The sequence below is a fragment of the Lysinibacillus sp. CD3-6 genome, from assembly GCF_006351725.2.
Classification (GTDB): domain Bacteria; phylum Bacillota; class Bacilli; order Bacillales_A; family Planococcaceae; genus Lysinibacillus.
Window position 1 is genome coordinate 1,490,935 of sequence record NZ_CP085880.1, and the last position, 19,825, is coordinate 1,510,759.

At 34.6% G+C, this 19,825-nt stretch carries 19 protein-coding genes; 12 read left to right on the forward strand and 7 right to left on the reverse strand.

What is annotated here, in order from left to right:
- Nucleotides 1-101: 101 nt before the first annotated feature.
- The 4 genes from FH508_RS07090 to FH508_RS07105 form a co-directional block, all read right to left on the reverse strand.
- Complete coding sequence (locus FH508_RS07090) at nt 102-980, reverse strand: glycine betaine ABC transporter substrate-binding protein (RefSeq protein WP_217270253.1); 879 nt, start codon at nt 978-980, stop codon at nt 102-104.
- 87 nt (nt 981-1,067) lie between these two features.
- Nucleotides 1,068-1,922 carry an ABC transporter permease gene (locus FH508_RS07095; RefSeq protein WP_217270254.1) on the reverse strand — a complete coding sequence of 285 codons (855 nt, stop codon included), beginning with the start codon at nt 1,920-1,922 and terminating at the stop codon, nt 1,068-1,070.
- Nucleotides 1,915-3,114: a quaternary amine ABC transporter ATP-binding protein gene (locus FH508_RS07100; RefSeq protein WP_173478321.1), complete on the reverse strand. Its 1,200-nt coding sequence runs from the start codon at nt 3,112-3,114 to the stop codon at nt 1,915-1,917. The genes FH508_RS07095 and FH508_RS07100 overlap by 8 nt, the downstream gene beginning before the upstream one ends.
- A gap of 274 nt (nt 3,115-3,388) precedes the next feature.
- The gene (locus FH508_RS07105; protein ID WP_173478322.1) at nt 3,389-4,024 is read right to left on the reverse strand and encodes a GntR family transcriptional regulator; all 636 of its coding nucleotides are present in this window, start codon (nt 4,022-4,024) and stop codon (nt 3,389-3,391) included.
- Nucleotides 4,025-4,296: 272 nt separating this feature from the next.
- Between FH508_RS07105 and FH508_RS07110 the strand changes: the two genes are divergently transcribed.
- From FH508_RS07110 to FH508_RS07160, 11 genes are all read left to right on the forward strand, one after another.
- Entirely contained in the window at nt 4,297-5,022 is a 726-nt protein-coding gene (locus tag FH508_RS07110) for a GTP cyclohydrolase II (protein WP_173478323.1), read from the forward strand.
- 20 nt (nt 5,023-5,042) lie between these two features.
- Entirely contained in the window at nt 5,043-6,152 is a 1,110-nt protein-coding gene (gene ribD, locus FH508_RS07115) for a bifunctional diaminohydroxyphosphoribosylaminopyrimidine deaminase/5-amino-6-(5-phosphoribosylamino)uracil reductase RibD (protein WP_173478324.1), read from the forward strand.
- A complete protein-coding gene (locus FH508_RS07120) occupies nt 6,149-7,234 on the forward strand; it encodes an FAD-dependent monooxygenase (RefSeq protein ID WP_173478325.1) in 1,086 nt (361 codons plus the stop codon). Before ribD ends, FH508_RS07120 begins: the two co-directional genes overlap by 4 nt.
- A 16-nt stretch (nt 7,235-7,250) precedes the next feature.
- On the forward strand, nt 7,251-7,814 hold the full coding sequence (locus FH508_RS07125) for a 5' nucleotidase, NT5C type (protein WP_173478326.1): 564 nt from the start codon (nt 7,251-7,253) through the stop codon (nt 7,812-7,814).
- A 1,151-nt stretch (nt 7,815-8,965) separates the two neighbouring features.
- Nucleotides 8,966-9,820: an ABC transporter ATP-binding protein gene (locus FH508_RS07130; protein ID WP_173478327.1), complete on the forward strand. Its 855-nt coding sequence runs from the start codon at nt 8,966-8,968 to the stop codon at nt 9,818-9,820.
- Nucleotides 9,820-10,476, forward strand: a complete 657-nt coding sequence (locus tag FH508_RS07135; protein WP_139860744.1) for an ABC-2 transporter permease — start codon at nt 9,820-9,822, stop codon at nt 10,474-10,476. Before FH508_RS07130 ends, FH508_RS07135 begins: the two co-directional genes overlap by 1 nt.
- A gap of 33 nt (nt 10,477-10,509) precedes the next feature.
- A complete protein-coding gene (locus tag FH508_RS07140; RefSeq protein WP_173478328.1) occupies nt 10,510-11,190 on the forward strand; it encodes an ABC-2 transporter permease in 681 nt (226 codons plus the stop codon).
- 42 nt (nt 11,191-11,232) lie between these two features.
- Nucleotides 11,233-11,913, forward strand: coding sequence for an ABC-2 transporter permease (locus tag FH508_RS07145; RefSeq protein ID WP_228134427.1), 681 nt, complete (start codon nt 11,233-11,235; stop codon nt 11,911-11,913).
- A gap of 189 nt (nt 11,914-12,102) precedes the next feature.
- Nucleotides 12,103-14,694 (forward strand): class III lanthionine synthetase LanKC, encoded by a 2,592-nt coding sequence (gene lanKC / locus FH508_RS07150; protein ID WP_173478329.1) that lies wholly within the window; start codon nt 12,103-12,105, stop codon nt 14,692-14,694.
- A gap of 46 nt (nt 14,695-14,740) precedes the next feature.
- Nucleotides 14,741-14,905 (forward strand): class III lanthipeptide, encoded by a 165-nt coding sequence (locus FH508_RS07155; RefSeq protein WP_228134428.1) that lies wholly within the window; start codon nt 14,741-14,743, stop codon nt 14,903-14,905.
- A gap of 164 nt (nt 14,906-15,069) precedes the next feature.
- Complete coding sequence (locus FH508_RS07160; RefSeq protein ID WP_173478331.1) at nt 15,070-15,906, forward strand: class I SAM-dependent methyltransferase; 837 nt, start codon at nt 15,070-15,072, stop codon at nt 15,904-15,906.
- Between the two features lie 718 nt (nt 15,907-16,624).
- Here FH508_RS07160 and FH508_RS07165 read toward each other — a convergent pair.
- Nucleotides 16,625-17,251: a nitroreductase family protein gene (locus tag FH508_RS07165; RefSeq protein WP_173478572.1), complete on the reverse strand. Its 627-nt coding sequence runs from the start codon at nt 17,249-17,251 to the stop codon at nt 16,625-16,627.
- Nucleotides 17,252-17,387: 136 nt separating this feature from the next.
- On the opposite strand from FH508_RS07165, the gene FH508_RS07170 reads away from it, so the two are divergent.
- Nucleotides 17,388-17,732, forward strand: a complete 345-nt coding sequence (locus tag FH508_RS07170; protein ID WP_228134429.1) for a winged helix-turn-helix transcriptional regulator — start codon at nt 17,388-17,390, stop codon at nt 17,730-17,732.
- Nucleotides 17,733-17,814: 82 nt separating this feature from the next.
- Here FH508_RS07170 and FH508_RS07175 read toward each other — a convergent pair whose 3' ends face one another.
- Both FH508_RS07175 and FH508_RS07180 read right to left on the reverse strand, forming a co-directional pair.
- Nucleotides 17,815-18,249, reverse strand: coding sequence for a hypothetical protein (locus tag FH508_RS07175; RefSeq protein ID WP_173478333.1), 435 nt, complete (start codon nt 18,247-18,249; stop codon nt 17,815-17,817).
- A gap of 144 nt (nt 18,250-18,393) precedes the next feature.
- Nucleotides 18,394-19,746 (reverse strand): uracil-xanthine permease family protein, encoded by a 1,353-nt coding sequence (locus tag FH508_RS07180; RefSeq protein WP_173478334.1) that lies wholly within the window; start codon nt 19,744-19,746, stop codon nt 18,394-18,396.
- Nucleotides 19,747-19,825: the final 79 nt, after the last annotated feature.

A 19,825-nucleotide genomic window follows, 5' to 3' on the forward strand; every position in this document is an offset into this window, starting at 1 on the left:
TTGTATCGTGTCCGCTGAAAGCGAAGTGGATTTTTACTACATAGTAAACTTATATTTTGCTAGGTGCACATACTAAGTGTCAGGCACACAAACAATTTTGTTTATTTTTGTTCTTTTACATCTTTCGTCCATTCAGCAACTTTATCTGGATTATTTTTAATCCATTCTTTTGCTGCATCTTTAGGATCATCACCATTTAAAATATCTAACATAACTGCTTCTAAATCTTCTGATGTCCAGTGGAAATTATCTAATACAGAATATACATCTGGTTGATCTTCTTTTAAGCCTTTACGAACAAATGTATTAATCGTTTCTTCTCCGCCATAAACACCTTTTGGATCCTCTAAATATTTTAAATCATATTTAGCAAATTTCCAGTGTGGAGACCAGCCAGTAACGATAATGTCTTCTTTATTTTTAATTGCTTTTGAAAGAGCAGTCGTCATAGCACCTGAAGATGAAGTTAATAGATTCCAATCTGAAAGGTTATCATATTCTTCTTGTGCTTTTTCAGTTGCCGCTGTAATGCCAGCACCAGGCTCGATTCCTGTAATTGTATGGTCTGCTTCATTTGTTAAATCTTCAATTGAATTGACATCCATATAGCTCGGTACAACTAAGCCAATTTTCGCACCAGCAAGGTTTTCACCTAGCTCATCTAAATCTTTTTTATATTTTTCATATTGTGTTGCATGTGTATGTGGAAGCCAAGCAGCGACCATGCCATCTGCTTCTCCTTTAGAAACAGCTTCCCACATAATAGCGTTATCAAGCGGTGTTAATGTAACATCATATCCTAAGTCCTCTAAAACTTGGCCGACAACGTTCGTCGAAGCGATTTCTGTATCCCACTCAACGTAGGTTAAATTTACATCTTTCGAGTCCTCACTTTTAGACGAATCGCTCTCACTACATGCAGCTAGCATAAAGCCAAGCCCTAAAGCCATCCCTAATTTAGATAATGTTTTCAGTTTCATCAAATCTTCCTTTCTTCTCTGGTTATTTAGCATTCTAGTAATACACAAAACGTCGAAGTGCGTTCATGTATATCCTTAAATGCTCAATTAAAGCACTTTCTTTCTATTAAAGCTTTGAGTTAAGCGATCGATAATAATCGCGAAAATCACGAGTCCTAAACCTGCAACGAAACCATTACCTACTTGTGTACGTTGCAATGCTGTTAATACTTCACGACCAAGACCTGGTGCCCCAATCATAGAAGCGATAACAACCATTGAAAGTGATAGCATAACGGTTTGGTTAATGCCAGCCATAATTGTTGATTTAGCAAGCGGAATTTCTACTTTAAATAATTTTTGTCCTGCAGTACTGCCGTATGAATCAGCTGCTTCCACTAATTCTTTTGGTACTTGTCGAATTCCTAGGTTTGTCATACGAACAGTAGGGGGTAATGCAAAGATAACGGAAGCAAATACACCTGGTACAATGCCGATGCCGAAAAAGGCAACTGCTGGAATTAAGTAAACGAAGCCAGGCATCGTTTGCATGAAATCAAGAATTGGTTTAATAATATTTTCGGCAATGTTTGACTTGGACATTAAAATACCAAGTGGTATGCCTATGATGATAGAAATTACACTAGAGAATAAAACAAGCGTTGTGGTTTCCATGAGATGATCCCATAAGCCTTGGTTATAGATAAATAACAGGCCTATTAGTGTAAAGCTAGCAAGCCCCAATTTTTTGCCTACAGCGAAAAACGCTAATATAACGATAAGCAAAATGAGAATAATAGCCGGTATGCTAATTAATAAATCAGTGACCTGGTTCATGAGTAGTTTTCCGTATTTTTGAATCACATCAAAGAATGCTGAAAAATTACTCGTCAACCAGTCCATAGCTGACTCTACCCACGGGGCAAGTGGTAAGGTTGGAATATTGTCTAAAAATTTATTCATGTGTTACTTCCTCCTCAGTGAATGTTGAAAGTGCTTCGATAACAACACCTCGGATGAGAACACCAAGCAAGCGTTCATCTTTAACAACTGCAATAGGAGTAGGGGAATTATGAATTAAACCTAAAATATCTTGTAAAAGCATATCTGGTGGAACGGTTAACATCTCGGATTGAACGATTGAGTGTACCGTTTGTTCCTGTTTTTTAGCAGCCGCTAGTGCGTCATCAGCGGTAATATACCCTTTTAAATGTCGGTTTTTGTCAACAGCTATTAGTAAACTGACAGCTTCTTGGCGCATTCTTTTTAGCGCTACTGTTGGTCCGTCAAGGTCGACATTGACATAGACAGGTCGAACCATCACGTTTTCAGCTGTTAAAACTCTAGAGCGATCGACATCTTCAACGAATGTTTTTACGTAATCATTAGCTGGGTTCGTTAAAATTTCTTCCCCAGTCCCAATTTGAATAATGGAACCATCTTTCATAATGGCAATGCGATCACCAATACGAAGTGCCTCATTTAAATCATGCGTAATAAATAAAATCGTTTTTTTCAATGTTCGTTGTAAATCTAGCAATTCATCTTGCATTTCTTTACGAATCAAAGGATCGAGAGCGGAAAAGGCTTCATCCATTAATAAAATCTCTGGGTCGTTTGCGAGTGCACGTGCTAAGCCTACACGTTGTTGCATCCCGCCTGAAAGTTGGTTTGGATATTGATCTTTATAGGCAAGTAAGCCTGCATTTGCAAGAGCTTGTTCCGCTTTTGCTTTGCGCTCTTCTTTTGAGATACCTCTAATTTCAAGGCCGTATTCGGTATTTTGTAGAAGTGTACGGTGAGGGAATAAACCGAAGTTTTGAAAAACCATACTCATTTTACTTCGTCGGGCGGTTCGTAAGCTTTCTTTCCCCATTTTAGAAATGTTTTCTCCATCAATATAAATATTGCCACTTGTAGGTTCGATAAGTCGATTTAATAGTCTAATCAGCGTCGATTTACCACTACCTGATAAGCCCATGATGACGAAAATTTCCCCTTCATTTACAGTAAAGCTGGCATCGTATACACCAACTGTTGCACCTGTTTCTTTTAAAATATCTGTCTTACTTTTTTGTTGTTTGACGAGTTCTAAAGCTTGGGGAATATGTTTACCAAATACTTTAGAAACATGTTCTACTTTTATTTTTTCCATAGAACCACTCCTTTCGTGCTCTAATCCCACTTGTAAAAGCGTGAGATGTCTCTCATATAGTGTTGCTGAATCTAGTTACTCTTAAAAAGAAACATCAAATGGATGAAGAAATTCCATATGACAATTATTTCGTTTTTATTACACTATGTGAGGATAATGATACCAAAAATAAACAAGTAACAACTTAACACTAACAAAAGGTTGTTACTTTTGTCAAATTGAGAAATTAGAAAAAATCCGCATAAACGCTGTTATATCAGCGCTTATGCGGATTTTAATTTGGATATAAAAAACTTTGAACACGGCCTAAACTTTCGTCATTGCCGATAAAATAAATAATATCTCCTTCTTCAAATGAAGCATATGGGCCTGGTGAAAGTAATAATTCGTTTCCACGACGAATACCAACAATTGTACTAGATGTATTTTGCCAAAAATTTAATGCTTGCAAAGTTTGATGAATACATGGGCTTTCAGCTGTCATTTCAATTTGATATGGGATAAAGGGATTGACCGAGCGGAAATGTTCCGTACGACTAATAAGTTGTTTCGTTTTTTCTTGTAAATGTAACAATTCATGTTGTTGCTTTTGAATACTTAATAAAAGTTCATTTTGTAGCTCATGAACGGATTGGACATCATGGAATTGTCGGACAAAGCGTGCAGCCATTTCATACGATTTAATGATAACTCCACTACCTTTAGAAGCCTCGACAATTTCTAAATCTTGCAAAACGGCTATTGCTCTTCTCGCTGTCTCAGCTGAAACATTGTATTGGCTAGCTAACGAAGATCTTGCATAAATTTTATCACCAATTTGATATTTTTTTTCTACAATTTTTGAGGCAAGATCCACCGCAATTTGCTGGTATTTGGGCTGCCTTACTTGCACATTTTTTTCTAAGTTCATGCTTAAACTTCCTTTCGTCATAACAAACCTACCTTCGCTTATTATAGACTAGCCTGCACAGAAAAAATAGCACCTCCATAAGCTATTAGTATATGATTTAAGCATCATTTAACAGCTTTTTATTGAGATATGATATTTTAATAAAAAAGAGCTGTTGTTTGACAGTTTTTAGTTATTATTATAAACTAAGTTACGTTAAGTAAGTTATGTATGTAGAAGCATTAATTTGGAAAATACAACTAAATGTTTAGAATAGAAAGTTGGCGATAAATATGACAATTACTACTAAAGTAGTGGATATAGTGAAGGACAAAATGACAATTGTTAAGCAATCTGAAACAGAAAATATTTGTCTAGTAGGTCCAGTAAAGTTACCTATTAAGCAAGGTGATTTTTCAGCAACTTTTCAATGGTATAACTGGTTAAAGGTTGGTAGCGATTTAACGAAAGAAGAAATTATGGATGGGCTAGCAACGGCAAATTTAGCTTTTTCTCAGCAATCATCCGTACTAGTTTACGGTGATTTCGCCAATGAAGAAGATGCTTTAATTCGTATGCATAGCATTTGCCATACTGGCGATATATTCGGTAGCCAACGCTGCGACTGCGGCTATCAATTACATGAATCTATGAAAATGATTGTCGAACATGGGTGTGGAGCGATTTTCTATTTAGCTGATCATGAAGGACGTGGCATCGGTCTATTTTCTAAATCGCTTGCTTATTTATTGCAGGAAGAAGGATTAGATACTGTAGAAGCAAATCTTGCACTAGGTTTCCAAGATGATACGCGTTCTTATGAAGATGCGGTTACTGTATTAACAGCTCTTCGTGCGAAGCCTGTCACATTGATTACAAATAATCCGAAGAAGCTTACTGCTTTGCAGTTGCACGGCTTAGCAGCAGACGGACATATCCCTTTATGGGGAGGTATAACGGAAACAAATCGTTTTTATTTAGATACAAAAGTGGAGAAATCTGGTCATATACGGAAGTGAAGTAGGTGGAGGGTACAAAGATGACGACAGATGAAAAATATATGCAATTAGCATTAGATTTAGCAGCCAGTGCAAGAGGGAATACGAACCCCAATCCTCTTGTCGGAGCTGTTATTGTAAAAAATGATGTAATCGTAGGCACTGGCTTACATCGAAAAGCGGGAGAACCTCATGCGGAAGTGCATGCTTTTCGCATGGCAGGAGAGCATGCAAAAGGTGCTACACTTTATGTAACACTTGAGCCATGTTCACATTATGGTAAAACGCCTCCTTGTGCTAATTTAGTTAAGGAATCAGAAGTAAGCCGAGTTGTAGTAGCGATGCAAGATCCTAATCCAGCTGTAGCGGGTAATGGTATCCAATTATTGCGTGATGCAGGCATTGAAGTTGAGGTAGGCGTATTAGAGGAAAAGTCTCGCCGTTTAAACGAGCGCTTTATCCATAATATGCTCACGAAACGACCTTTTGTTATTTCCAAATATGCGATGACATTAGATGGGAAAATCGCAGCGCATACGGGGCATTCTAAATGGGTAACGGGTGCAGAAGCTCGAGAGGATGTCCATCATATTCGCCACGAAGTAGATGCAATATTAGTTGGTGTAGGAACAGTAATGGCTGATAATCCATCTTTAACGACGAGACTTCACGATCGCCAGGGCAAAAACCCAATACGCATCATTATGGATAGCTCTCTTCGTACACCGACAGATGCCAATGTTTTGAATGTAGAAGAAGCGAAAACGATTATTGTTTGCAGTGAGGATGTTAAGCAAGCGCAAATCGACACGTTTGAGGCTAAAGGTGTCACTGTCCTACCTGTTCGAAAAGGTAATGAAGGTCTTCATATTGATGATATGTTAGAAAAACTATATTTACTTGGTATTACTGATGTTTTAGTAGAGGGTGGAAGTACAATCAATGCTTCATTTTTACAAAATGCCGCCATCGATAAATACGTTGTTTACGTAGCGCCTAAAGTTTTAGGTGGGAGTTTATCTTTAACACCTTTTGCGGGCTATAATGCGCCAACAATGGATGAGGCGTGGGATGTTGTATTTGATTCAGTTGATAAGGTAGGGCAAGATTTACGCATTATTGCTTATCCGAAAAAAGGTGAAGGTAAGTGAATTTTCAAGCGGATGTATGTATAGTAGGGGCTGGACCAAGTGGTACACTTCTCGCGCATTTGCTAGCGAAAAAGGGTCTGTCTGTGATACTGCTGGAACAAAGCGCAGCACTTGGGCAGGCTTTTCGTGGTGAACATTTAAATGAAGAAGGCGAAGCTGTTCTCAAAAATCATCATCTTTTTGAAGCGATAGAAGTACTTGGCTTATTACGAATGGAAAAACTAGAATATTATGCGAAGGGCGAAGCGTTTAAAACGATTTTTCCTGATACATCTGTAGGACATTTAGGGATTCATGTTCCTCAAGCACATTTGCTTAAAGGAATACTCCAACATACAGCGCACTTTCAAAATTTTAAGTGTTTCCTAAATACAAAGGTGACATCACTTATCACGGATACGGCAGGACGATATGTCGGCGTTATTGCAACAAGGGATGAAGAAGTAATTGAAATCAAGAGCCAGCTTATCATAGGAGCGGATGGTCGATACTCAACTATTCGAAAACGAGCACACATCGCCATTCAAAAACAGAAACATGGTTTTGATTTACTCTGGGCAAAAATTCCTGCTCCTCCAGGCTGGGAGCCTGCTATTAAAATGGCGCTAATCGATGGTATGCAATTGTCTCTTTTCTCACAGACAGGGGGCTATATTCAAATTGGTTGGAATATTAAACAGGGTGATTTTCCTCAACTTCGAAAACAGGCAATTACTCCGTTTATTAGCCAGCTTATAAAGGCTTTTCCTGAATTAGAGGAAACCGTTCCTCACCATATTCGTTCATGGCAAGATTTTGTCTTACTTGATGTGTTTAGTAGTCATTGTGACTGTTGGGGGACACAAGGACTTGTCCTTTTAGGCGATGCCGTTCATACGATGACACCTACTGGCGCATTCGGCTTAAATAGCGCGCTAAAGGATGCTGATTGTCTTGCGTCATTACTCAATAAGGACGCTATACAACAATTTAATGTGAGAGATTTTCAGCAACTGCGAGAACAGGCCATTGAAGATGTATTAGCGCAGCAAATTGAAAAAGAACAAACTTTTGCCTTTCACTTTATAGACCAGGCATCTTGAAAGGAAGAAGATATAGATGAAATTTGGCTTTGATATTGATGATACGCTGATCGATTTACGTGCACATGCCTTTTCACTTTATAATAAAAAACTAGGCAAAAATATTACAATTGAAGCATTTCATGCATTGAATAGAGTAGAGATTCACGAACCATTTGGCTTAACGGACGCAGAAGGCTCTGCCATGTGGAACAGTTCTTTAGATGAAATATATTTTACGGATTGTCCAATTTTTGAAGCTGCTCTTGAAACATTGCAAACATTACATCAGCAAGGGCATGAAATTTATTATATTACGTCACGTCCAAAACAACATTGTCAACAAACGCAACAATGGATGAAAGCGCAAGGTTTCCCAGTGGAAGAAGGGCATTTCTATTGTGGTATGCAAGATGTGGAGAAAGTGGCTATTATTAAAGAACTTGATTTAGATGTTTACGTTGATGACAAACCAGCAGTGTTAGAAACGCTACAAGGTATTAAGACGAAAGTGATATTAAAAAATCAATCGTATAATCAGCTTGTAGCATTGCCACGTTTAAATCATTGGCATGAGTTTTTAAGAATAATTAATGACTGAAAGGATTGGTATAACGAGTTTCGTTGTACCAATCTTTTTTAATTATTTTCGTAATGTAATTGTATGAATTTAAAGACTAGTTATAAATAAATGTTTGATAGTTAGTTTAAGTGGCTTTAAATATGAAGTTAGCTCAGGATAAGGTGGATTCATTGTTAGTTACTATTCGAGTATCATTTTTAGTAGTGCTTTTCTAATTGGATGTATTGTTGATTGTAAGATTTAATGAAGCTATTTTATAAAGGTGTCAAAGCTGTGTACTTCTGACTTAAGATATCAATTCTGTCCCCACAAACTTTTAAAGAAAAGCTTTCCTACCCTATTTAATTGCAAAGTATGACATTTTTTTGATGTACCGTCATTTTCTATTTCAATATAAGAGACGTTTATTCTAAGTTTTTTTTCAGTCAAGAAGAGAAAAATTACACATCAACCGACAGCAAAATGACGGTTACCGACAGAAAAAATGTCGGTTGAAATGGCGGTTATGGGGATGATAAACTAGTAATAACTTTAAATAGTAAGTGGAGATATAGCGGTTTCCTATCATTATGATACAAACAAAATAGCTATATTTCTCTATAAACGAGAGCACTTGTAAAATAATTTATTGAAATATTGTAAAACTGACGGACTTGAATACTGTGATTCTGTTCTAGAAATCGTTAACGCAACGATTATTCCGTTACATATCAGAAGTCGATTCTCCCACATCATATAAACATCCACGCAATGAAACAAATAGAACGAGATTCGACATACGTCGCATTTTTGCAAAATACTTCTAGGCAGAAAAAAAGGGCTAAATAGTTTTCTAAATAGGAGGAAACGTCAAGGTCTTTTATTCCATGAAATAATACCTCAATTCACTTAATAAAGCTGAAGTCTTTTTAGCAATTACAATTATATTATTCAGCACCGTCACCCCCATTCGGAAATAAACACCATTCATCAAACGACGACAACGATTAAAATGTTAGCAATGTGTAATTCTGTGCAACACCTAAGATTTATTTCTATTTATATAGAAAATAATGGGGAGGAATACCATTTTTAAAAATTAAAGACATATTTTTCTGAATATTATAACTTATTAGGTGTAGATAACTGTTGACATACTAATTTTAATATTAATAAAGGAGGACGAAATAATGTCAAATCTTTTAGAAATTAATAATCTTAGAAAGTCATATGGTGACAAAGTTGTTTTAGACGATGTTTCTTTTAATGTGCCACCAGGCGCAATCGTTGGATTTATCGGAAATAATGGGGCTGGTAAATCGACAACATTTAAAGCGGTATTGGAATTAGTTCATAAAGAGAGTGGTACAGTAAAGCTATTTGGTAAAGAAAATCTAAATAAAGAAGTCAAACTTAAAGAAAAGATAGGGGTGGTATTTGACGCGATTAATCTGCCGTCTAATCTTACAATAAAGCAATTAGGAAAAGCTTTTTCTAAGTTATTTTCTTCTTGGAATCAAAATGAATTTAATCGCTTAGTAGATATTTTCGCTTTACCTAGAAATAAAAAAGTCAGTTCATTCTCACGTGGAATGTCAATGAAAATTTCAATAGCTGTGGCATTATCTCATAATGCGCAATTATTAATCCTAGATGAAGCAACCGGCGGTCTTGATCCTTCTTCAAGAGAAGTGGTATTAGATGAATTGGAAAATTTTGCGAAAGAAGCGGATCATGGTATCGTACTTTCATCTCATATTATGAGTGATATTGAGAGAATAGCAAGTCATCTTGTCTTTATTAGTGAAGGTAAAATAACTTTAAATGAAGAGAAAGACATAGTATTTGAGAAATATGCTTTTGTAGATTTAAATGATAGTGAACAACTAACACTAATAAATAAGGATATTATTGTCGCTCGAAGAAAACATGGTGCTTCTTTCACGTTACTTATATCAGATAAGAAAAAATTGCCAAGTGGCTTGATTGCCCGAAAAGTTTCTATGGAAGAAATCAGTGTATTTTTAACAGGAAGTGCGAAATAATGAAAGGGTTATTGTTTACAAACTTATATTTAGTTCATCGAAGTATTTTTGTGTACACATTGATAGGAATAGGGCTCACTGCTTTTTATTTAAAGCTAACTGGAGGGGCATACGCAGTTTTTAGTGCTATTACGTTGTGTATAGTAATAACAATGCCTGTATGGGAAATCCTAAAAGTTGAGGCTCAGTCCGGGTATAACAAGTATTCACTCACTTTACCGGTTAGTAGAAAAAATATAATACAAAGTTATTATTTAGTCTATTTCTTAGTAGTAGTTATAGGTGTAATACTATTTGTTGGTATCCTTTATATCTATGGTTTATTTTCAGAGGTTTCAATTGAACTTAGCTTATTTCAAACTATTGCTTTTACTATTCTCTCGATGTTAACACTTGGGGGAATAATATTCCCATTAATTTTTATTCTGGGAGAAGAGAAGTCAGATTTTATTCTACTGCTGAGTCTATTATTTATGGGTTTAGTAGTAAATTCACTCCGCTTGGGAGTGGGCTACCTATTAGATCAACTACCGTTGTTAAAGTTTAATCTCAATCCATTAAAACAAGTTCCGTTCATATTCTTATTAATAGGTATTTTAATTTTTCTTATATCTTTTTTTATTTCTTTCTTTATTTATAGTAAAAAAGAATTTTGACTTATGCTATTTAAATTAGAGGTGATTAAAGTAATGAAAATGACAGGTTTGGTATTGACAAACTTTTATATGGTTTATCGAAGTTTGATAATATACATGGTTGGAGCAATAGTAACAGGCGCTATTCTTTTTATGTATATTGGAGATGATACATTTTTTGGAATTGATGCAGAGTTCTTTGTTCCTAGGATTATATTTCTGTTAAGTATACTTCCTGCATTTGAAGTGTTAAAAGTTGCAGCCAAGTCCGGTTATGATAAGTATGTACTTACCTTTCCAGTTCGAATAGGTACTATTGTGAAAAGTCAATATATTTTTCTTGCTTTTATTACAGTTGTAGGGATAATGGTGGCTCTGGGTGCTCTTTATATATTCAGTCTACTTTCTTGGATATCGCTGGATATTATTTTATATCAAGAGGTGATATCTATGTTTACTATATTTATTTTAACTGGTTCGGTAACATTTCCACTTATCTATCTGTTTGGTACAGCAAAGTCAGATATTTTTGTTTTGTTAACTTTCTTTGCTTCGTATTATGTTGTTGGTTTAATAAGTAAGGCAATGCAGTATATAGCTGGTTTAATGAATATAAATTTACATAAATTTAATATACTTATTGGTTTTTCTGTAATATTTATTTTAATTGGTTTATTAATCTATATTCTTTCTTATTATTGTTCTGTAACTATCAATAAAAAGAAAGAATTTTAAGTCATACTTTTAAAAAAGGAAGTGTGAATAGAGATTATGCGTATGCTAGGTCTTCAATATACAAACTTTTTTATGGTTTATCGAAGTGTGTTGATGTACGCAGCAACAAGTATAGTATTATCTGGTATTTCTTTGTGGATTTCAGATGTCTCAGAGTCTTTCGTATTGGGTGAGGGCGGTAAGTGGTTAGCCATTCGGTTTATAATGCTGCTTATGATGTTACCAATATTAGAATTGTCAAAAATTGAGGCTAAGTCCGGTTATGATAAGTATGTGCTTACTTTACCAGTGCGTAGAAGTACTATTGTACAAAGTTATTATCTATTCTACTTTTTATTCATCACTATCGGAGTCATACTATCCTATGGCGTCGTATATATATATACACTATTGTTCCAGCTTCCCTTTAATAGTAATAACGTTGTTGAGTTGATTGCTGTTGATGCTGTTGCTTTGCTCTTAGCGGGAGCAATAGTATTCCCCCTTCTTTATAACTATGGAGTAGAAAAGTCTGACGTTATTATAATAGCAGGGGTATTTGGATCGTTTATTTCTATAAATAATGTAAGCGAGATACACTACTTGCTGGAACGGCCACCGTTGTCAAATCTTAATTTAAATCTATCAATATATCTGCCATTTTTATTGTTCCTAGTAGGTATTTTATTATTTATACTATCTTCTCTTATATCACTCTGTATCTATCGTAAGAAAGAATTTTAAGCTACTTAACATAATATTTAGGGTTTATTGCGCTCCTTATATATGGATAATAAAGTGCTATGCAGAGGAATTATAGTCCTAAATTCTATCCTAGCACATTGAAAAATACACCATAATCTACTTTATATGAAAAAATCTAAATAGTGAGTATGTATCAATGTAGTATTAAACTAAATGGAGGGGATTTAAATGGAAGGGTTATTGCACTATTTCAAGTATTTGAAGCCCAATTCTGAATACTACGGTGAAATGGAGATAAAAGAAAAGGAAGATACATACCAATTGAGTGATATTCCGGATAATTATTCTGTTATATCAGATAGTGACTCGATTTGGAAATTTTATCATGTGAAAGACGCAATACTTCCAGAACAGGGTTGGAAAATTCATGTAACGTCCTTATTAGAGGATTCAAATATTATATTAGAAAAGGTAGCGCGATTATGCATAGCTAAAAATATTGAGTTTAAGCATCTTAAAGACAAATATAGTATGTTAGCGTTAAATTCAAAAAATGCGAATCGTGCTTCATCTGGAAAGTTTATAACGATTTATCCAATGAATAATGAAATCTTTGTTGAATTGTTAGAACAGATTTCTACAACACTTCAAGATTTTAAAAAAGGCCCGTATATTCTTAGTGATAAGAGATGGAAAAATAGCAATGTGTTTTATAGATATGGAGGATTTAAAAGTATTATTAATGAACACGGAAAATATTGTATTAAAGATAATAAAGGGAATTTGATTGAGGATCAAAGAAATCCATTTTATCAGGTGCCTCATTTTGTGAAAGATTTCGATGATTATTTAAATACAATCAATATTGTTAGCGATATAGATATAGCAGGAGACAAGCGTTTAGAACAATACAACATTGAAAAGGTACTTAGCTTTAGTAACGCTGGTGGGGTGTATCTTGCGACTCGAAAGCAAGATTATCAGAAAGTCATTATAAAGGAAGCTAGACCAAATGCTGGTTTAGATAGTGAATTTCAGGATGCTTTAGCCAGGCAAAAAATTGAGTATGATGCTTTGAAAAAACTAGAGAGTATACCAAACGTTGTTAATTTGATTGAGCATTTTCAAGAGTGGGAACATTATTTTCTCGTAGAGGAATTTATCGAGGGGATAGACTTACAGAAATGGATTGCTCAAAATTTCCCGCTTTATAAAGGTAGTAATATGCATAGCCATGTTAAAGCTGCTAAAAAAATTCTATTACAACTTTATACGTTAATAGATAAAATGCATCATGCTGGGGTCGCTATGGGAGATATACAACCTGCCAATATTATAATAACTGAAGACTTAACTGTAAGAATAATAGATTTTGAAACTGCAATGGCTGTAAAATCCAAAGAAAAACCTAAACTTGCTACACCGGGATTTGTTTCACAGGACATAACAATTAGTGCAGCAAGAGATTGGTATGGATTAAAGAAATTAATAAATTATTTAGCACTCCCAATTTTAGTTTCAGAAGATTTAGAGAGTTATTTGCATTGCAATCACCTTAATTGGATAAAAAATACTTACGGGTATGAATTTTATCATTTTCTTCTAGACTTACAAGAAAAGTGTGACGAAAGAATAAAAGTTTATCAAGAGTATTCACCAAAAAAAATAATTCTCAATCATCAGATACGCAACTTTAATATAGCTTCTATAATAAATAAGTTAATAATTGGTATTGAAAATGGTTTAACAGAAGATGAAAGATTTATTAATGGTGATATTCGTCAATATGAAATGAGTGGAGGGAAATTTAATTTTTTAACTGGGGGAAGTGGTGCTGCATTTACACTAATGAAAAATCGTTCTAGTATGGAAGAAATAGATAATTGGATTAAAACTTTTTTATTAGATAATTTACACCAAATTGAAGACAATGGATTATTTACTGGGAAAACAGGTATATTGGCTTTGCTGTATGAACAAGGGTATCAAGATATTGTTTTGAGTGAGCTGAAAATGTTAAAAGATACGATTAATAAAACAGATATTTCATTGAGGTCTGGTCTTTCAGGAATAGGTATATTTTTAATAAGTCTATACTTAGAGACTGAAAATACAGAGTATTTAGATTTTTCTAAGGGATTAGAAAAATCGATTGAAATAAATAGATTGCAAAATGAATCGTTAAAAGTTACGGACTGGATGGCGGTTGATAAAGGTATAATTGATGGATTATCCGGTGTATCTTTGTTTTATTCGGCACTTTATTCAGCTACACATAATAAAAAGTATTTAGAAAAAGCTGAGTTACTTCTAAAAGAGGATTTGAAATCAGCAAAAAAAGACGATGTATTTGGAATGTTACAGATTTTGGATAGTGAAAATAGGCTATTACCTTATCTTTCTGGGGGATCTATCGGAGTTGCAATTTCAATTTGGTTTTTCAATCATGTAAGTGGTCAAAATCTATATCGACAAGAAATGGATGCGATTCTAAAAACATCAAAGGTACATTGTACAATTAGTGGAAGCTTATTTGACGGTGCTGGAAGCTTTCTGTTAATTCCCTCTATGGTAAAGGAAGGGGAATATCGTCAAGAAATCTTGAACGATGTATTGAATTTACTTCATCTCTTTTTAATAGAAAAAAATGATTATTACATATATCCAGGACAATTTTCTTATAGATTAGCCGATGATGTTTATACGGGTAGCTCAGGAATTGTTTTAGCATTGATGGGAGTAGTGAAAGGAAACCCACTTTATTGGTTACCGCTGATTAATTCAGAAAAATTTTTAGCAAGAACAAAAGCTAAAAATTAATGAAATGGATGATTGAATACGGTTAATTAAAGTAAAGGAGGTGATAATGATGAATACAGTATTAGATTTGCAAAAATTAGTACCTGACACAGAAGGTAAAGACCAAGCGTTAAATGCAACCATCACAACAATTACGACAGTTACAACAACTGTAGGTAGATCGTCTGTAAGTCTTATCTGTAAAAAATATCCTATAACTTATAGGAAATAACTATAGTAGATTTATTTAAAATAAACAAGTTATATTTAGTATTAATTTTTGACCAATCTTAATTAATAATTAACACCTGACTGAATCGTCCATCTACAACTATGCAGTCAGGTGTTGATTTATCGTAATAATAAATTATCAAATTTTTAATGGAGGGTATAGAAATGAATAAATTATTAGCTTTAGCAAAACATCCTCAGCCCTTTGAACCAGGTACGCAAGAACTCTGGCTTGATGAAGATATAGCAGATTATGTTTTAAAAGCTCATTTTGACGAGACTATACCCGGGGGGAGTAGGGAGAGCAAATTTATTGACGAAACTGTTAATTTTATTACTCAATTTGCCCCAGTGGATAAATTTAAGAAAGTAATTGACTTAGGTTGTGGCCCAGGTTTATATTCCCATAAATTAGCGGAGAAGGGATATGATGTTGTTGGTATAGATTTTAATAAAACTTCAATTGTATATGCCATCAATGAATCTGTTAAACATAATTTATCCATTGACTATAGAATTGAAGATATTACGAATATTGAAATTGAGAATGAGTTTGATTTAGCACTACTCATCTATCAAATTTATTGTGTCTTTAGTCCAGAGAATCGAAGAAGAATACTTCGTAATGTCCACCGTGGATTAAAGCCAGGTGGATTAATTCTATTGGATGTATTATCAGAGACAAATTATGAAAATTTTGAAGAAAATTTAATGTGGTCATTATCTCAAGGAGATAGTCCAATGTCTGACAAAGAACATTTAGTTTTATTTGCTTCAATAAAATATCCTAACCACGTGTCATTGTCGAAAAATGTTCTCGTTTTTGAGGATGGTAAGATTGTGAATTATAATTATTGGAATCAGCATTTCAGCATTAAAAGTTTAGAAAAAGAAGTGAATGAGGCTGGATTTACACTTGAAAAGGTTTATGCAGATGTAAATGGTGTAGATTATATTGCTGGAAGTGATTCCTTTGCAGTTGTTTTAAAGAAATGTTATTGAGGGTACATAAATATTCAGTGGATGTACACGGGAAGTTCGACGGAATTATAAATAAAATTATTGTTGTTTATTAAAAAAATGAATGGACCTGATACAGAAGCCAATTTAAAAGCGTAGACTAAGAGGATTTATAAGCATGAATATGATAATGCAAACATAGCATTCGAGGAGCAAATGAATCCTGGCAGAAAGTAAAATCTGCATTTTTGAAGCAATAAAAAATGGTAGAAGGAAAAGGAAAGTCGTATTAACATTCCTTTTTAATTAACTAACATGATTTTTATCTATGTCTGTAGTGACATTTTGAATGGTGGCAATCAGCGTAATCATTGTAGCGGACTCCCGATATAACGATTGTAAAGAAAGATGATTTGACGAGAAGCGCTAAAAATTGGCGCTGATACAGAACATGAGCCCACATTCGCACGCTATTACTTTTGGCAAAACGCTGCACGCGAATTTGCTGGAGTTCGTTTAATAGCTGCTCTTTGGAACAAATCGTCCTATGATGCAACTGTATAAAGCGGGGAGGTGTCACCAACAAACATTTTTTGAGTCCATGAACAATCGGACTTTAGCATACTGAGAGTAATATTTTTAATCTTATCGTGTAACGAAAACAACCAAGAGACAATATGTTCTCTTGGTTGTTATTATTTAAGCAGCGGCTAAGCTGGCATAGGGATACATGTGCGGGGGTGATCAAGTATTTACTTATTTAAATAAAACGAGCAATATCTTTTAACGGTAAACGAGACGAGCCATAAGCAGGTGCAGCACCTTTACCGATAGCAATAAGGACTACAGGGAAAATATGCTCTGGTAATTCAAATCGTTCAGCAAATTTCGCTTTATCAAAACCGCCCATTGTCACAGTATCATAGCCTTTTTCTTTGGCGATAAGCATAAGTTGCATTGAAATAAGACCTGCATCAAATGTAGCAATATTTTTTCGTACTTCTAATGGGGCAGATGGGTAAGTGCGCAGGGTATTCGCAATCATTAAATCCTTCTGTGCATCACCCATATGACCTTCTGCGACATTTTGTGTATAAATTTGTTCAACTTGTTGATACATTTCGGCATTTCCTAACACCGCAATAACTGCTGATGATGTTTCAACTTGTTCTTGGTTATTGGCAATCGCACGGAGCTCTGTTTTCACTGCTTCATCTTGAATAACAAGAAATCTCCATGCTTGTAGATTGCTAGATGACGGTGCACTTGTTGCTTCTTGAATGATTTTTTCAAGCTCTGCTTGAGGTATTTTAAAAGTAGGATCATAAACACGCACTGATTTTCGATCCTCCATAATTGTATATAGATTCGCTTTGTTATTTGTTATTGACATAATGTCCTCCTTAAAACTTACTAATGGTAAGTTGATAATTAGAATCTTACCATTAGTAAGTTTATACGTCAAATAAAAAAATTTGTGTGTTACAATAGAAATACGGAATTTAAAAATGGGAGGTTATTATATGACTAAATCTAATTGTTCACATATATGTAGTAGCTACCATCAGGCAATTGAATTTATAGGAAAACGTTGGATGGGCATGATCATCTATACGTTATTGCCTGGTCCAAAAAGGTATCATGAAATACATGCCACTATCCCTGGCATTTCTGATCGTTTGCTAACAGAACGTCTATATGAGCTTGTTCAAGCAGGACTAATCGAGAAAAAATATATTGATTCATCGATAAAAAAAGTAGAATATGCGTTAACACCGAACGGCTTAGCGTTTCAGGAAGTCATCCTGTCTATTCAAAAATGGATTGATTTATGTGATTTTGAACAAACTACGAAAGAGTCAATCTAAAAAAAAGACAAAGTACCTCGAGAGTACCACTCTCTTAAGGTATTTTGTCTTTTTGTCTATAAATCGTAAGAAGCGATCCTATTTATTCTACATAAACATCAAAAATAAATGATTCTTTTCCGTTATTCCATAAGGCATCCAGTTCATAAATATAATATCCTTCTTTAGAAGGCATCGTTATTTTTTCCTCTTTAATTTCAACATTTTCAATTGTGCCATCTTCATTCATTTTAGTTGCAGTAATGGCGATTGGACTTTGTTCAATATTAAATTTTAGTATCTCTCCTTTTTTGACATCTAATGTTTCAAAGTTATCTGCTATTTCATTAATATCAGGGGACCCTTTCAGCCTCATTTCAACATCGTCTTCTTTCCATTCAAATTTACTTGGAAGCATATTATATTGCGCACCATCCAAAATAACTTGGCCCACTGGTTGTTTAAAAACACCCTTAGGAAATGCATTGCATCCGGTCATAATAATGACAATTAGTATTGGTATAATTACTTTATTCATTTGACTATTCTCCTTTTTATGAATTAGGCAATACTATTATACCTTTTTTGTAAAATTTTACTATATACCAGTAGAACAAAAAAAAAAGAGACTGTAGGCAAACTCACATTGAGTTTATCTACAGTCTCTCACATTATTATTAATCTATTTAACAGTCGGTAAAATTTTATTTAAAAGAATGGCAACTATTGCAGCGGTCGCTACTGGAGAACCAAATAAATATTGAACCGTTGTTGGTAAAGAATATAAGAAATCTTTCGGTAATAACGTTAGTGCTAATGTTAAAATAATTGGCACAGCGATAACGTACATTTCTTTTTCACCGATACGTTCATTTTTCATTACTTGTAACCCACTAATTGCAATGATGCCACAAACGATAACGAAAACACCGCCGATAACTGCAGAAGGAATGGCAGAAATTAATGCAGCTAATTTACCAGAAAAACCGAACAAAATAAACCAAGCACCTGCAGCAATAAAGACACGACGACTTGCAATACCTGTAATGGAAATCACACCTGCATTCGTTGAATAGCCAGTTACTGGAGTAGAACCTAATAATGAGGCGATGAAGCAGCCGATACCTTCTCCGATAACCCCACGATTAATTTGCTTATCTGTCAATGGTTTTTCAATAACATTACTAACTGCAAACCATGTACCTGTTGTTTCAGCCAGTAAAACAATATAAATAATAATCATTGTTAAAATTGCTGAGAAGTTAAATGTAAAGCCAAAGTCTGCAAAAGGAATTTGTGGTAAGCTAAACCACTTTGCTTTTCCAACTGCTGATAAATCTAATACACCCATTATATTAGCAGCGATACAACCTATAAGTAACGCGATAATAACAGATGCAATACGAAATGCACGACCTTTTTGACGGAACACAGAGCCTAGCATTACACACACAATTAAAACGATAGCTGAAATAAGCGCTAAATAAATATTTTGGTTAATCGTCGCACCAGCGCCTTCAAAAATATTACTACTTATACCAACAGGCATTAGCGATAATCCAACAACGAAAATAATTGTACCTCCTACAATTGGAGGAATAAAAGTTTTAACAATTTTATTGAAAATACCTGTATAGCCTAAAATAATGACAAAAATGGCACCAATTAAGCTTGCTCCTAACACAGAGCTCCAACCAAGTTCGCCACTGCCACTAGCGGCATAAATACCTACAATCGCACCTAGTGGTACATAAGACGGCCCTTGTGCGATCGGTAGCTTCATGCAGAAATGTGTTTGAACAATTGTCGCAATCCCTGCTGCAATAAAAGTCGATTGTATCAATGCGCTTGATTGACCTGATTGCAAACCAATTAACATCGCAATAAGGAAGGGAACTACATAGACGTCCATTGCCATAACATGCTGTAAACCTAGAAGAACTGATTGGCTAAATGGCACTTTTTCATCGGGTAAAACAGTTAAATGCGTGGTATTACTTTTATCGTTTGCTAGATTGTTTTTTTGCGTTTCCACTAAGATGTACACCTCAAAGTTTAAGTTTTTATATGATGATTAGGTTGAATCTTACATTGGTTCGTGTCCTCCAACTGCT